The following is a 14,607-nucleotide window of genomic DNA, read 5'->3' on the forward strand; positions in this document are numbered from 1 at the left end:
ACATTAATAAATCTTCCCCATTAAAAAGCACTGACTTTATTGATCAAGATCATAAATGTTAAAAAATGAAAATAGTATGTTAAAGCTAGTTTTACAATGAAAGGATAATGATTATGGCTTTTTGGTTAGATTTAATGTTTGGTAACGCAATCGGATTGCTGTCAATGATTGTTATCTTCTGCACCATGGGGATCATGTCTTACATGATGTGGATGTTTATTGTGAAATCTGCTCCTAAGGAATAGTTACTACCCTCCTTCTATAATTTTTGTTATTTGTTATTTGTTTCTTTAGGGGGCTTTCGCCCCCATTTTTATGTTTATTAAACCTAATTTTTAGATTACGCGGCATGCTTTCTAGATTGCACTAGACCATTTACAAACTGTGGTCGCGCTTTAATAAGGTGATTAAGCTCTTCCTTACTTGGCTCGCCTGCGGGTAATCTCAATACTTCACGATTTAAATACAAACGCGCTTTCATTGAAATTTTATACTCAGCAGTCGGTCCTTGAATCGCATAGTGACGCTCATTACCCACTAACTCTAAAATATTACTGTCCACTAGACCTTTAACTGCCAATTCGTTTTGCGGTAGCGCCAAAATTGTCGCTCCCTGTAAAAAGAACTCTCGCAGTAACGCTCGCTCAGCGGGATCGAGTAACTTAACTTTGGCTTCTATGGTTTCAACAGCGCGTTTTTCTTTTAAAATCCCAATCGACTCGTCAACCACAAAGGTGAATAATTGGCTTAAGAAAAAAGCGGCACCAACAATGAGCCCTAAGCCAATAAAATGGCCATAATCTGACACCAGAGCCGACAAAGAAAGCGTCTCAAGCACGTGCTGAGGTGCAACTAATAATACCGCACAAGCGATCACTAACCACAGCATAGTGCTGACTAAAACGCGTTTGATATTCACTAAATTTACAGCCTTTAATTTCATTTTCATCATCATGCTATCCACAGTGTCAGATTTTTGAATCTAGACTTAGTAAAGCAATTTCAATGCCAATAAAATGAGAAATGAATAAAAGCAGTTAACGCAATGACTTATTTAGAGGGAAGAGCAAACAACGGCAGTTAGGCGCATCAAATAAGCTGTTTAATGCGCCATGAAGATCGAAACTAAGCTATAGGTTAAATGAGATTGATAAGCTAAACGTTAAGCTTAAAAATATTGGCATTCTGTATACATTATTTGGCTGCCAATTTGGCTAATACTCGACTTGCAGCAATAAAACCAAAAGTGCCAGTAACCATAGTCACTGCGCCAAAGCCTGACGCACAATCCATTCTCATACTGCCATCGGCGCTATTTTTAGTACTGCAGACGCTACCATCATTTTGAGGATATACCAGTTGTTGCGTTGAAAACACTGCGTCAACGGCAAACCTGCGGGCAACATTTTTTGAAAAGTTATATTCTCTACGCAAAATGTTTCTGACTTTCGCTAATAATGGGTCTTGATAAGTTTTAGCTAAATCGGTTAACTGAATTTGAGTGGGATCGGTTTGACCTCCCGCGCCACCTACGGTGACAATTTTCAGCTTATTTCTTTTACACCATGCAATTAACGCCGCTTTTTGTTTGACGGCATCAATACAGTCAACCACATAATCAATCGCTAACGGACTGGCTTTACTACCCAGATGCTCCGCCAAATTATCGACAGTGATAAAGTCTTCGACTTCATTCACCACGCACTCAGGATTAATTTCAATAATTCGCTGCGCCATTACTTCAACTTTGGACTGGCCGATGGTGGATGCAATTGCGTGAGATTGACGATTGGTATTAGTGACACATATGTCATCTAAATCAATCAGTGTTATTTGCCCTATACCACTTCGAGCCAGCGATTCAGCGACCCAAGTCCCTACCCCACCAATACCGATGATCACGACATGTGCATTAGCAAAGTTTTCCAATGCCGCTTGACCGTATAGTCGACCTATACCACCAAAACGATTTAAGTATGATTCAGACAACATGTATTGCTCTTTAAACTCTCAATGTGGGGGCGGTATTTTATACGAAATCAACGCAGATCTGAATGTATTCCTCAATTAAACCTTAGTTAAACCCTAGTTACACACTGAAACACCTATTACCTAAACCCGCAACATGCAGCAAAAACAAAGAAAGCCAGTTAACCGCACCAATAAAACTGTTAACTACGATTTAAGTCATTGTAAATCATAATGATACATATAAATTAAATCCAACCTAAAGTGACATAGATCACGCTTTGGTATGAACTTTTTGTGGCAATATCCTCCACAGAACAGGAATTACTATGAATAACGATAAGGTTGATAACCCAGTCGTTATTTTCTATCAATATCAGCAAGCATAGCTGATAAAAATCAAGCCCTTACCAAAGGAAGATTAAGATGATGAAAAAAAACCTGATCACTGCAGCTATTTTATCTTGCACTGCAATGACCTCTTTTACTGCTCTAGCTGATGGCCCAAATTTTTATGGCCGCGCCGATCTTGCAATCACTAACTCTAGTGAAGGTATTGCAACTCAAAACCAAAAAGATGGCACTGTCCTTGAAAATAACTTTTCATGGTTAGGTGTTAAAGGTTCTGAAAAAATCAGTGATGACGTAGAAATCTTATATCAAATGGAGTTCGGCGTTTCTAACTTTGATAACTCTGGTAATACTTTTGCTGCTCGTAACAGCTTTTTAGGTATTAAAACAGTTGCAGGTACTGCATTAGTGGGTCGTAACGACACTGTGTTCAAAGCAGCAGAAGGTGGATTTGATTTATTTGGTAACAGTAACTCTGATATCGATTTATTAGTTGTTGGTCAAAACCGTGAAGCTGATGGCATTAGCTATTACTCACCAAAAATTGCAGATTTAGTGACATTAAATGCGACTTATTTAATGGATGATAATCACGAATCAACTAGCAGTTCTATGTATGCATTAAGCGCAACTGTTGGTGATAAAGCATTTAAAACACATAACTTTTATGCAGCTGCAGCATACCAAGATGGTATCAGCGATGTAGAAGCATACCGTGGTGTAGTACAAGCTAAATTTGGTGACTTTATTGTTGGCGGTTTATACCAAAACAGTAAAAGCCAAAAAGCTGAACTAGCTCATCTTGAAGGTGATAGCTACTACGTAAACCTAGCTTACCTAATGGGTAACCTAAAGCTTAAAGCCGCTTACGGTTATGATGATTCAGGTCTTGGTAAGTACGCTAGCCGTTTTGCTAATGATACTTCTAGCTTAGAAAACATGAGCGATTTCGAAATCAACCAGTTCAGTGTTGGTGCAGATTACCGCGTTAGCCCAAGTACCTTAGTATATGGTCACTACACTAAGTATGATGGCGACATGGTACTAAACCAAACTAGCCAAAGCTTAAATGACGATATCGTGACTGTGGGTTTACGCTACGATTTCTAACTCATCACAGCGACTTATTAACGGCTTAATCATCGTTTTTAAGCGTTAATTTATCTACCGATATGATGATTAAAAACGGTCTATTTAGGCCGTTTTTTTTGTTTTAGTCATTAGAGGTTGATTTTAATGACCTAATAGCTAAAAAAACTGCAATAACAACACTTCAAAGCTCCCACTTAAGCAATCCCTAAACCTGATGTAGATCTCATAAATTACTGGGCTAGCGCATTTTTAATTAGATGTGAACCTCTCTAAATAGGTATAACGCTATAAAAGTGTTAACCAAAACCCAAATACACAGCATTTATCACATCTTTTACACGCCAATTTTACCTCAAAACAAAAAACTTGATCTAGGCCACAACTTTTTAACGACAAACCTGTAAATATTGCAACAAGTTTGTTACGCAGAGTGTTCTGCGAAAAATACCACTAAAACAATCCCATATAAATGGGGATAGAACATCATGTTCTAAAGGGAGTATGAAAGATGAAAAAGACATTATTATCTGCATCAGTTGTATCGGTTTTAACCCTCACTTCGTTCGCTGCGTTAGCCGACGGTCCTGATTTTTACGGTCGCTTAGATTTATCTATCACCAACTCCGAAACCGGTGCAACCCTGCAAGGCGGCACTAACGGTGTAACCCTAGGTGAAAGTGGTACTTACATTGAAAATAACTTCTCAAACTTAGGCGTTAAAGGCAGTGAAAAAATTACTGATGGCGTTGAAGTGCTATACCAAATGGAATTTCAGGTAGAGAACACGTCTGGCAAAGGTGATGTTTTCAAAGCGCGTAACACCTACTTAGGAATTAAAACTGAAGGCGGCTCAGTGCTAGTCGGCCGTAACGATACCGTATTTAAAGCTGCTGAAGGTGGTGTGGATATTTTTGGTAACACCAATGCCGATATGGATCGTTTAGTTGGCGGCCAAACCCGTAGTGCCGATGGTTTTTGGTACTATTCTCCGCTGATTGCTGACATGTTTACCATTAATGCCACTTATTTAATGGAAGATAATCAAGCCTCTGATGACTCTCAATATGCCTTAAGCGTGACCTTTGGTGACAAAGGCCTTAAAAAACACAATTACTATGTTGCTGGTGCTTATAACAAAGCCATTGGTGGTATTGATGCATACCGCGCAGTAGCACAATTTAAAGCCGGCGATTTTAAAATTGGTGGTTTATTCCAAAACTCAGAAAGTGTGACTAATTCAGATCAAGACGGCAATACTTACTTTATTAATCTAGCTTACAACTTAAATGGCGTAAACTTGAAAGTAGAGTACGGTGCTGATGAAGCAGGTTTTGGTAACTACTACAAAAATCTAGGTGAAGCAGGCGCAGATGATGTCAATGTGCAAAATATCACAGTGGGTGCTGATTATCGCGTTGCTAAATCAACCTTAGTGTTTGCCCATTACGCTATGTATGAAGGTGATTACACCATGGCTAATGCTAAGACAGATCTTGAAGACGATAATGTCTTCAGTGTTGGTATGCGTTACGACTTCTAACAACGAGTTAGTCTACAACTGAAAAGCGACCTGATGGTCGCTTTTTTATTGTCTGCAGCTCACTAAAACAATAGAAAAAAATTTATTAAGACTTGCGGGTTAACAAATAAGCCGCTTCATTTAGCCAAGAGACATTCTTATTTAAAAATCGAGGGTTATCCGCTAGTACATCAGCGCACTCGAGTAATTCAATCTCGAAATATGGCGCCAGGTATTGTTCAATCCACTGCGGGCTCACCGCAAATGGCGGGCCATTAAGCTCTGCTTGTGGGTAATCTAAGGTAATCAATAACCCTTTAACTTTAGCCGGAATTAACTTGGCAAGCTGTTGTGCATATTGCTGGCGCATTTGCTCTGGCCAAGCAATTAAGGCGGCGCGATCGTAAAAAGCCTGAATCGACTTTGTCGCCGTTAATGGTAGGGTAAAAATATCACCTTGAATAAGGGTTACTTGATCAGCACAAAAAAATTGATGCTCAGCTTGCGAAGTTATGCTCACAGGCAAATTATTGTCGCTAAAAAAGTCCTCAACAGCGGTTTGGCTTAGCTCACAGCCAACAACATCATGGCCTTGCTCTGCAAGGTAACACATGTCTAATGACTTGCCACATAAAGGTACAAACACCTCTGCGCTGTTATCGACGGCAAGTGTAGACCAATACTTTACTAAAAATGGATTCACTTGCGGCTGATGAAAACCGATTTGTTGTAACTGCCACTTCTCATGCCAAAAACTCGCTTCCATGTAGATAAACTCAAGTCAGTAAATAATGCGTCTAACTCTAATCACTCTAAAAGTGAGATGCAACACTAAAAAGCTTAAACCCGTAAACCACAGTTTGAACCCGACAAACGACAACTTTGATTGACTAAACCTAAGCTATAAAGCAACAGTAATGGCAATGTCTGCTACTCTTGTTCAGCTTTACCTTGAAGCACATGCTGAACTTTTTTAAGCCACTTGCAGTTATCACATTGACAATTACGACGTGATAAATGATGTGGGCTCAAATTCGAGTCAATAAAGTCCACCGCAATCAACAACTGTTGTTTCAGATCTTCCACTGATTTTTTCTCAAGGGCCACCAGTTCATCATTATGATTCATCCAAATGCACTCTTCGCCCTGATGACAAGTAGTACATTGCTCATCACTGGCATTATAAAACACCGCATGTGGACAGTGAGTAACTTCCATCGACTGTAAAATACGTTGCCGTGGAAAAGGAAATAGTGAAATTAAATCCGCTTTGTTAATGGTAGGCATAAGCACTCCTTGATTAAACCGAATATTTTTACTTACTTAAATACTACCTACCTAACGCACAAAACAATTTGACTCACGTCAAAGTTTACAACAGCTAATTTTTACGATAGGTCGGTTTGAGATCTAGGTGAGGTTAATTTGCTTTATAAAGGCTAAAACAGAAAAAAAATCGGCTCAATCAATCCAATAGCTTGCCAGCAATGTGTAAATATGAGTTTATGAGATAAGCCAATACCAATACACTCAACAGGCACCTTGGTACATAGGAAGTTAATTTTGCAAACACCGCAGTTACAGCATTTTTATATCAATGAAGAGCAATCAGTTTACCTGCTCAAGGCTGAAGATGCCCGTAAGCATCGAGCCTGGATCCGTTTATGTAAACAGCAACTAAGCAAGCTTGGTTATCATGATATCGAGTTTATCGGCAAAGGTGCCTATGGCTTTGTGTTTGCGGGTATCAATGATATTAGCCAATCCCATGTGTTTAAGTTTTCCCGCATTACCCTGCCACGAAGCGTGCAAGATAGACTTGAAGAAGAAGCCTTCATGCTCAGTCAATTAGTGCACCCTAATGTCCCTAACGCCATCAAATTTGAGCGGGTCGGCAAGCAAGGCATTATGGTCATGGAGCGAGCCAAAGGTGAAGATCTCGATAAAATCTGTCACCGAATGGGGACGTTACCCATAGCCATGATCATCAGCATTGCACGGCAATTGGCCAATTTATTGTACTACCTGCGCACAGGTAAATGCTTAGTCCATGGCGATATTAAGCCATCAAATTTAGTGTATGACATTGAAAACGACCATTTATCACTCATTGATTGGGGCTCGGCGGTGTTTGCCCAACGTGATGAGCATAATAACTCGGTTGAAGACAATGTGATGTCCTTGATGTCGAGCGATCAACAACACACCAACGCCAGAATGGGCGATGTGTACTTTATCGGTGAAGATCAGCTTAATGGGGCGTTATCCAGTCCAAGATTTGATGAGCAAGGGGTGGCAGCCACCTTATACGCACTGGCATCAGGGCAAATTAGCCGCTTTGGCAGTAAAGTGATCACCGCCAGTAGTTTAGGTTTACCCATTGAGCTGGCCCGCACTTTAGATGGCATGCTTAGCGATGACCCCAGCAGACGTAATTTAGCCGGTGATTATTTTTTAAAGAGCATGCGCCACAATCACCGTATGCACTTGCCACACCTTGGGGCTCAGCCGTTAATTGAAGATATACCACTGTGGGTTTTACCAAAGCAAAAACAAGTCGAAACCGTGAGTTACAGTTCCAGAAAATCATTTTTAAAGGAACATAACACCCAAGACCCCATTACGAAGATGGATGATATTCAATTAGAAAAATATTACCGTAATTTTCTTGCGGGCATGGGTGACACTGAAAAAGGCTTTATTGCCGCAGTGGGTAAATTAGCCCAATACCCGATTGTGGGAGGCCTTGCCATTCATTGGCGTAAAAGCGGCGTCTATATCGACTCTAACCTTGCTATTTATGACCCCGACACTAAGGAAGTGTTAATCCAAGCGGTCAATAATATGGTGACCTTAGCCCGCGGCATTCGACGTATCGGGGTATTTAAAGCCTGCTTTTTTAACGCTAAAGACACCTTACATTTAGAGCGAAACAATCCATCTGAGCCATATAAAATGGTCAACGATGCGCAATTAAGTTTTGAAGTGGGTGATGTGCCCGCATCAGAAGGCCGTTCGCGGCTACATTCTTACTTTGAAGATGGTAAAGATCCTGAAGAGAACCTTGAGCTGCCCACCGAGATCATGACAGAACTGGGTTGGATAAACCAAATTCATCATACCGGCTGCATTATTTTTGAAGCCTTACCTAACCATCTAAAAATACACAGTTATTTGCGCTTATTAAACCCGAGAAAACAAGCAGCTTTTAGAGCTTCTCTGGATAGAATCTTATTTCATGCCAGTAAGATTCAAGGCCATGGGGTCTCAGGTTTTATGAAACTGCCTTATAAAAATACCCGTCAGTTTTCCCATATTGATCATAAAGCGGATCATTTTTACCCTAAAAATCCAAAGCAAATAGCAGAGTGATTATCTGCAGATGTCATCTCATCGGCTAAATTACTGCCAATAAAAAGCCCTGTTAGTCCGAGCATACCGGCTTAACAGGGCATTTTTAGCCACGCACTTATAACGAGCAGTTCATAGCAAAAAACTAAATTGGCGAACCCGGTGGCATCATTAGAGGTTTGGCAATAAAGCGATACTCCGCTGACTCAAGCCCTTTGGCTAAACCTTGCAATAACCATTCAAAATGGGCAGCTTGATAATTACTGGCGCGATTGCTACGGCGCTTTAATTGCTTCTCGGCATACGTTAAGCGCGCTAACAATTGCGCTTTTACTTCAGCTGAGGTGTTGTCGTTATGGTAGCTAGATAGTAACTCATCTAATACCACGGTATTGACACGCATCTGCACAGCTAACAACTGCCCACGCTGTAAATCTTGAAAAAGCGTTTTCGCCAATAACTTATCGATGAGACTCACCACAGATAACTGCTCTGAATCATCCATAAAGCCTTGATTGACACGGTTTAATCTTTCTGGAACTAATATTCGGCTTACCACATGGCGGCTCATCACCTCTGCCATTCCTATGGGGTCGGTTAACACCCCAATGCCAGAATCAAAGCTTTCTCGGGTTTTGCGGTAATTACCTGCTTTAGGCACTAATAACTCAGTGACTTCAGTCGGTACTGCTAAGCTTTCAGCCGATAGTAGCGCTAATAAAGAGCTTAAGGCTTCAGTTTGTAACTTGGGCGATAAATAATGCCAGCGCTCAGCTGAGCCATGCTGCTGATAGCTATAATCACTGCCACCAATCCACTTCGCTGCGGCATCCACTTGAAAACGGGTCAGTAAGTAAATTGGCACAAACACATCGGCAAGTTCACCTAGTGGCTGCTCTTGCAGTAAGGCATTGGCATTAAACTGCTCAATTGCCTTGCGGCGCACTTGCTCTAATCGTGTTAGTTCTGCTGCTGCAGAGTTACCGTTATCCCATAAACTTGCATAGGCATGGCTTGCTGATGCTGAGCGGGAATCTGCTTCACCAATGTAACGCAATCCTGCTGTTCTGGCTTGTTTCACTAGCTCGTCAGCATTAGCTTTATCGCCATAGCCGTAAGCAATAGTAAACTTGTCCCACTCACCAATGCCTTCAACGTATGGCGCTGAAATATCAACTTGATCCCCTTTAAGGGTAATGTTGGGATGGGGATAATCCATCACCGAAGCATTGTCATTGGTTGAGGCGGCAAAGTTATGATCTAGCCCCAAGGTATGGCCAATCTCGTGAGCTGACAATTGGCGTATACGCGCCAATGCTAAGGCCATTGATGCCTCAGCAGCGGCATCTCGGTCTTGCCAACCTGCGGTTAAACCGCGAGCAATAAGGTGGTCTTGTTTAACCCGCAAACTCCCAAGGGTGACATGGCCTTTAATGATCTCACCGGTGCGCGGATCTTTAATTGACGCGCCATAAGACCAGCCGCGAGTCGCACGATGCACCCATTGGATCATGTTATAACGAATATCTTGTGGGTCGGCATCTTCTGGTAATATCTCCAGCTTAAAACCATTAATAAAGCCTGCTTCATTAAAGGCTTCTTCCCACCAGCGGCCACCATCGAGTAATGCTGAGCGAATAGGCTCTGGCACGCCAGGATCAAGATAATAAGTAATCGGTTTAACCACTTCACTAGGAGCAATACCTGGGGTGACTTTTTCAAGTCGATGACGTAAAAGATATTGTTTGCTTACTGGCGAGTCGATAGGCGCAGAGTAATCAAAATACTCATCTGATAAATAACCACTCATCGGCTGATAAGCGCGGGGCTGATAACCCGCTTCTGGCAAGGCCACAAAAGAGTAGCGCATTCGCACTGAAACAAACTTGCCATCTGGAGTCACCTGCTTAACAAATTCGCCAGCTTTAGCGCTATTGAAAGTCAGTAAAACATCGACATCGGCATTTTGCTCAAATGACTTAACTCCTTGGGGTAAGATAACTGAGCGGGATTTATCCAAGGTATAACTGCCTTGCTTAGTGTCAGCTAAACGCTGAGAAACCCCATGTAAATCATTAATCATTAGATCATTAACCGCAACTAGCGGCGTTTTACCTTCGACCACTTTACCGCGCCATAATACCGATTCAGCAAACGCCTCTTTGACCGCTAGCTGTTCCGCTGGGTTATCGCTTGATGCCCGATAAAAGGTATTTAACTGTTTAAGCAGAATATAAGGACCGTGGCGCTCAAATTGCACCATGCGTGTTTGCCCGAGCTGGCCTCGGTCTAGGCCTATATCATTAGAACCAACGCCATGGGGTAAACTGCTGATCAGTAAAAAGGGCTCATTGAGTCGGTTTGCTTCTAAAAACAATTCCCCAGAGCTATTTTGGAAATAAAAGTTGATAAACCCTTGGGCTTTGTCACTTTGCTTTATCACTTTCTGCGCCGCTGAGGTCGCAGCGTAAGTCATAATTGGGGTTGCCATGAGTACTGGCGTTAATGCCATGACTGAAGCAAGCGCCATACTTTTACGATCCATTCAACACTCTCCCTTGTTGTTGTGCTCAGGTTAATTGTTATTATTGGCGACTTAACTGACGCCATTATTGTTGTTATTTTTGCTGCTGATTTTTATAGTCAATCCAATGCTCTAAGGTATCAAACAATTCATTTAATACTATCGGCTTGGTGATATGGGCATTCATGCCCGCTTGAATACTTTTCTCTCTGTCACCAGACATGGCGTGGGCCGTCATGGCAATAATCGGCATTTGCTCTGTAGTGTAACGCTTACGTAATTCTCTGGCAGCAGTCAAGCCATCCATGACCGGCATTTGAATATCCATCAATACGGCATCAAACGGACGAGTATCGATCATATCTAGTGCTATTTGACCATTATCAGCCACTTCAACTTCATAACCGGCGCTTTTAAGTAGCTCGGTGGCTACCTGCTGATTAATAAAGTTATCTTCAACCAGCAAGACTAATCCGGTTTGTTTGGCAGCTTCGGAATCCTCTTCAACCACAGGCGCTACATTCAATTGAGGCTCAGCGGCAAAGGCGCCAATAATCTCATCAAACAAGGCTGATGCTTTAAAAGGCTTTTGCAAAACAGCAAACACACGACTGACATCAAACTCGGCCTCTAACGGCTCAGCACTATAAGCGGTCATTAAAATAATCACCGGACGCTTTTTAATCCGCCCATCAGCAACCATTTCATCAATGATATTAATCACATCGCCGCCGCCCATTTCAGGCATCATCCAATCAAGCAATAATAAATCTATTGGGCTGTGGGCTAAAACATCTAGTGCCTGTGCACCACTTTGCGCGGTTTTCACCCCAAAGCTAAAGTCGCGCATCAAGGTGGAATATATCTGCAAAGCACTTGGGTTATCATCCACCACTAAGGTAGTTAAGTTATTTAACTGCTTTGGCACCACCAATGGCTCAACCACATTTTCTTCAGCAATTTCAAAACTAATGGTAAAGCTGAAAGTACTCCCTTGATTGAGCTCTGATTCAACGGCCATGGTGCCGCCCATCAGCGAGACTAAATGCTTACTAATAGACAGGCCTAATCCGGTACCACCATATTTTCGAGTGGTAGAACCATCAGCTTGGGAGAAGGCATCAAACAAGTTCGCTTGTTGCTCTTGGCTAATACCAATACCGGTATCGCGTACCCAAAACTTAAGGGTAATACGGTGATCTCGCTCGCCTACATCTTCACAGCCCAGTTCAATCTCACCATTTTGAGTAAATTTAACCGCGTTAGATAATAAGTTAACTAAAATTTGCCCTAAACGCAGAGGGTCACCACTGAGAATTAGCCCAGCGGTAACCGGGGCATATAGTAGTAACTCAACGCCTTTTTCTTGAGCCTTTTGCGCATTCATATCAATGACATGATCAAGCACTTTATCCAGTGGGAATGACACCCTTTCAAGCTCTAATTTACCCGCTTCAATTTTAGAGAAATCCAAAATATCATTAATAATGCGCAGTAATGACTGAGCAGAGAATCCCGCTTTATTTAAATAATCTTTTTGCTGAGCGGTTAACTGAGTTCGCAGCGCCAATTGCAACATACCGATAATGGCATTCATCGGAGTACGAATTTCATGGCTCATATTGGCCAAGAATTCACTCTTATACATGTTGGCTAACTCAGCATCTTGCTTAGCTTCAAGCAAGGCCACTTCGTTACTCTTTTGGCGGGTAATATCTTTATGCGTACCCAGCATTCGCTTAGACTGACCATCGGCAGCAAACTCCACTGCTCGGCCCCGAGACAGCACCCAATGATACTTTCCAGATTTAGAGCGCATACGGTATTCAATCTCATAGGTTCCTTTGGGCTTTAGCGCATATGCACTTCGATACTCTTCGACTCGCATGCGATCGTCTGGGTGAATAAGTGCATCCGTTGCTGAAATAAGCGCTGGAAATTCGTTCGGCTTATAACCTAGCATTGAATAAAATGCGGGGTTACAAATCAGCTGCTCTGAATCTAAATACCAATCCCACAAGCCATCTTCTACTGCATCCATGGCTAAATGGTAACGCTCTTCAGATAATCGTAATTGCTCAGCCGATTCATATTCACGGGTGACATCACGCCATACTGAAATAAGCCCTAATAACTCGCCGCGGCGGTTATAAAATGGCAGTTTTAAGGTATCGAGCAGTACCGTTTTACCACCAATATCGGCTTTTTCTTGATAACGCATCAGTGAGCGTTCGGTTAATACTTTTTGATCTTCTTCGCGGCTACGCACGCCTTGATCGTAACTGGTATCAAGGGACAATTGCCCGATCATGTCACTTTCTTTGCAGCCCAGCATGTACTCAGCCGATTTATTACAGCCTAAATACTTACCTTCTTTATCTTTGTAAACAATCGCCTCTGGGATTGAGTCAATCAATGAGCGTAATAGTGCAAACTCACGTTCTCGGCGCTCAGTAGTATCGCGCAAACGTTGGGTGCGCCTTGCGACTAAGTTATCCAGACGTTTATTTTGCTCGGCTAGATGACCGGTATATTGTTTGTTCTCTTCAAAAATACGACTCACCAGCAAGAACCACGGCTCCCAACCTTCAGTGATTTTTTCAGGTGGCGATTTAGGCTCGCGAGAACACTCTTCCAAATGGGTCAATAAACGTGAGGCAGGGTTAACGAATGAGCGGCGAGTTTGCCAGTGAACAATGGTCACCAGCACTGACAAGGCGAAAACCACCAGTAAGAAACTCACTTTTAACTTATCCCAAGCGTCTTGGAATAACAGGTCTTCATCTTGCAGATATAGCAAGCGCCATGGCGGGTTTTGCAGCGCGACTGAGTGAATATAGTAGCCGTTGCGCAGTATGCCATCATGGGCATCGAACATTTCAGATTCAGGCAAAGAATGCAGCTCTGACGGAATGCGCTGACTGATATGATAAACCCGGTTCATATCGCTGGCTTCAAAATCACTGTGGGACAATATATTGTTATATTGATCCAGCAAAATCACTGTACCCGGCATTTTAAAATACATCCGCATTTGCTTAGCTAACGATGCCAAAGTCATGTCTAAATTGATTGAACCAATAAACTCATCTTCAAGATATACTGGCAGACCTAGGGTGGTTAACAAACCTTGATCGGCTAAATCTACATAAGCTTCACGCCAAAAAACACTGCGCTGCGGATTCATGGCAGGAGTAGCAAGTTGGAATTGTTTTTTATTAAGCAGCTCTTCTCGAAAACGGTACTCGTCATTGGTCCACGGAAATGACGACATGATCCTTTGTTTGGATATGTAATAAATCGAAGAAGCTTTAGGGGCGGCCTCTTTCGCAACAGGGAAAGACAACGACAGCTCAAATAGCATTTCTAATTCTTGATAAAACCTGTCGCTGCGGCCATCAAGGGTACCCATACCGGTAATGCGCCCCATATTGGTAAAGGGCTCACCACTAGTGGCATAACTTGGCTCTAAGGTAAAAAATTGACCATCTTCATTGAATTTTTCGTATTGAGGTAAGCGATCTTTACGGACTAACTCGCCTAAACGTAAGTTATCTACGGCGACGTTACGTAAGCTTTTTACTGCACGGATACTCGACTCCAGCAGTAAATCAATTTGCAAGACATGACGCAATACTTGCTCTTCACGCTCTTTAATTAGCTGGGTTTTTTCACGCTCAAACAATACCCATGCCGATAAAAGTGCCATAACAATTACACCAATATAAGTATAAAAAACGGCTCGGTTATACTTTCTTTGAATAAGCGATTTTAATTGTAATTCTGGCTCGGTCGATTTCAT

General features: G+C 42.1%; 10 protein-coding genes. 4 read left to right on the forward strand and 6 right to left on the reverse strand.

Annotation, left to right across the window (positions count from 1 at the left end):
* The first annotated feature begins 113 nt into the window (after nt 1–113).
* Nucleotides 114–245 (forward strand): DUF3149 domain-containing protein, encoded by a 132-nt coding sequence (locus Q4533_RS14520; RefSeq protein WP_076540587.1) that lies wholly within the window; start codon nt 114–116, stop codon nt 243–245.
* 95 nt (nt 246–340) lie between these two features.
* Here the strand turns inward: Q4533_RS14520 and Q4533_RS14525 are convergent, their stop codons facing one another.
* Entirely contained in the window at nt 341–952 is a 612-nt protein-coding gene (locus Q4533_RS14525) for a superinfection exclusion B family protein (RefSeq protein ID WP_102436678.1), read from the reverse strand.
* Nucleotides 953–1,194: 242 nt separating this feature from the next.
* A complete protein-coding gene (gene tcdA, locus Q4533_RS14530; protein ID WP_102436769.1) occupies nt 1,195–1,989 on the reverse strand; it encodes a tRNA cyclic N6-threonylcarbamoyladenosine(37) synthase TcdA in 795 nt (264 codons plus the stop codon).
* Nucleotides 1,990–2,397: 408 nt separating this feature from the next.
* Here tcdA and Q4533_RS14535 point away from each other — a divergent pair, with 408 nt between their 5' ends.
* The gene (locus tag Q4533_RS14535; RefSeq protein WP_102520925.1) at nt 2,398–3,429 is read left to right on the forward strand and encodes a porin; all 1,032 of its coding nucleotides are present in this window, start codon (nt 2,398–2,400) and stop codon (nt 3,427–3,429) included.
* A 490-nt stretch (nt 3,430–3,919) separates the two neighbouring features.
* Nucleotides 3,920–4,951 carry a porin gene (locus tag Q4533_RS14540; RefSeq protein WP_303503048.1) on the forward strand — a complete coding sequence of 344 codons (1,032 nt, stop codon included), beginning with the start codon at nt 3,920–3,922 and terminating at the stop codon, nt 4,949–4,951.
* 85 nt (nt 4,952–5,036) lie between these two features.
* Here the strand turns inward: Q4533_RS14540 and Q4533_RS14545 are convergent, their stop codons facing one another.
* Both Q4533_RS14545 and Q4533_RS14550 read right to left on the reverse strand, forming a co-directional pair.
* Nucleotides 5,037–5,696, reverse strand: coding sequence for a thiopurine S-methyltransferase (locus Q4533_RS14545; RefSeq protein WP_303503050.1), 660 nt, complete (start codon nt 5,694–5,696; stop codon nt 5,037–5,039).
* Between the two features lie 164 nt (nt 5,697–5,860).
* Complete coding sequence (locus Q4533_RS14550; RefSeq protein ID WP_076540594.1) at nt 5,861–6,217, reverse strand: hypothetical protein; 357 nt, start codon at nt 6,215–6,217, stop codon at nt 5,861–5,863.
* A gap of 276 nt (nt 6,218–6,493) precedes the next feature.
* Here Q4533_RS14550 and Q4533_RS14555 point away from each other — a divergent pair, with 276 nt between their 5' ends.
* Complete coding sequence (locus Q4533_RS14555; RefSeq protein WP_102436672.1) at nt 6,494–8,302, forward strand: protein kinase; 1,809 nt, start codon at nt 6,494–6,496, stop codon at nt 8,300–8,302.
* Between the two features lie 124 nt (nt 8,303–8,426).
* Here the strand turns inward: Q4533_RS14555 and Q4533_RS14560 are convergent, their stop codons facing one another.
* A complete protein-coding gene (locus tag Q4533_RS14560; RefSeq protein ID WP_102475357.1) occupies nt 8,427–10,826 on the reverse strand; it encodes a zinc-dependent metalloprotease in 2,400 nt (799 codons plus the stop codon).
* A 73-nt stretch (nt 10,827–10,899) separates the two neighbouring features.
* The gene (locus tag Q4533_RS14565) at nt 10,900–14,607 is read right to left on the reverse strand and encodes a response regulator (protein WP_102531221.1); all 3,708 of its coding nucleotides are present in this window, start codon (nt 14,605–14,607) and stop codon (nt 10,900–10,902) included.

The sequence above is a fragment of the Shewanella sp. 6_MG-2023 genome, from assembly GCF_030547195.1.
Taxonomy (GTDB): Bacteria; Pseudomonadota; Gammaproteobacteria; order Enterobacterales; family Shewanellaceae; genus Shewanella.

Excerpts from the sequence above, each read along its gene's own strand:
- Q4533_RS14560 (WP_102475357.1), bottom strand. The coding sequence starts at position 10,826 with ATGGATCGTAAAAGTATGGCGCTTGCTTCAGTCATGGCATTAACGCCA.
- Q4533_RS14540 (WP_303503048.1), top strand. The coding sequence starts at position 3,920 with ATGAAAAAGACATTATTATCTGCATCAGTTGTATCGGTTTTAACCCTC.
- Q4533_RS14545 (WP_303503050.1), bottom strand. The coding sequence starts at position 5,696 with ATGGAAGCGAGTTTTTGGCATGAGAAGTGGCAGTTACAACAAATCGGT.
- Q4533_RS14525 (WP_102436678.1), bottom strand. The coding sequence starts at position 952 with ATGATGAAAATGAAATTAAAGGCTGTAAATTTAGTGAATATCAAACGC.
- Q4533_RS14565 (WP_102531221.1), bottom strand. The coding sequence starts at position 14,607 with ATGAAATCGACCGAGCCAGAATTACAATTAAAATCGCTTATTCAAAGA.
- Q4533_RS14535 (WP_102520925.1), top strand. The coding sequence starts at position 2,398 with ATGAAAAAAAACCTGATCACTGCAGCTATTTTATCTTGCACTGCAATG.
- Q4533_RS14550 (WP_076540594.1), bottom strand. The coding sequence starts at position 6,217 with ATGCCTACCATTAACAAAGCGGATTTAATTTCACTATTTCCTTTTCCA.
- Q4533_RS14520 (WP_076540587.1), top strand. The coding sequence starts at position 114 with ATGGCTTTTTGGTTAGATTTAATGTTTGGTAACGCAATCGGATTGCTG.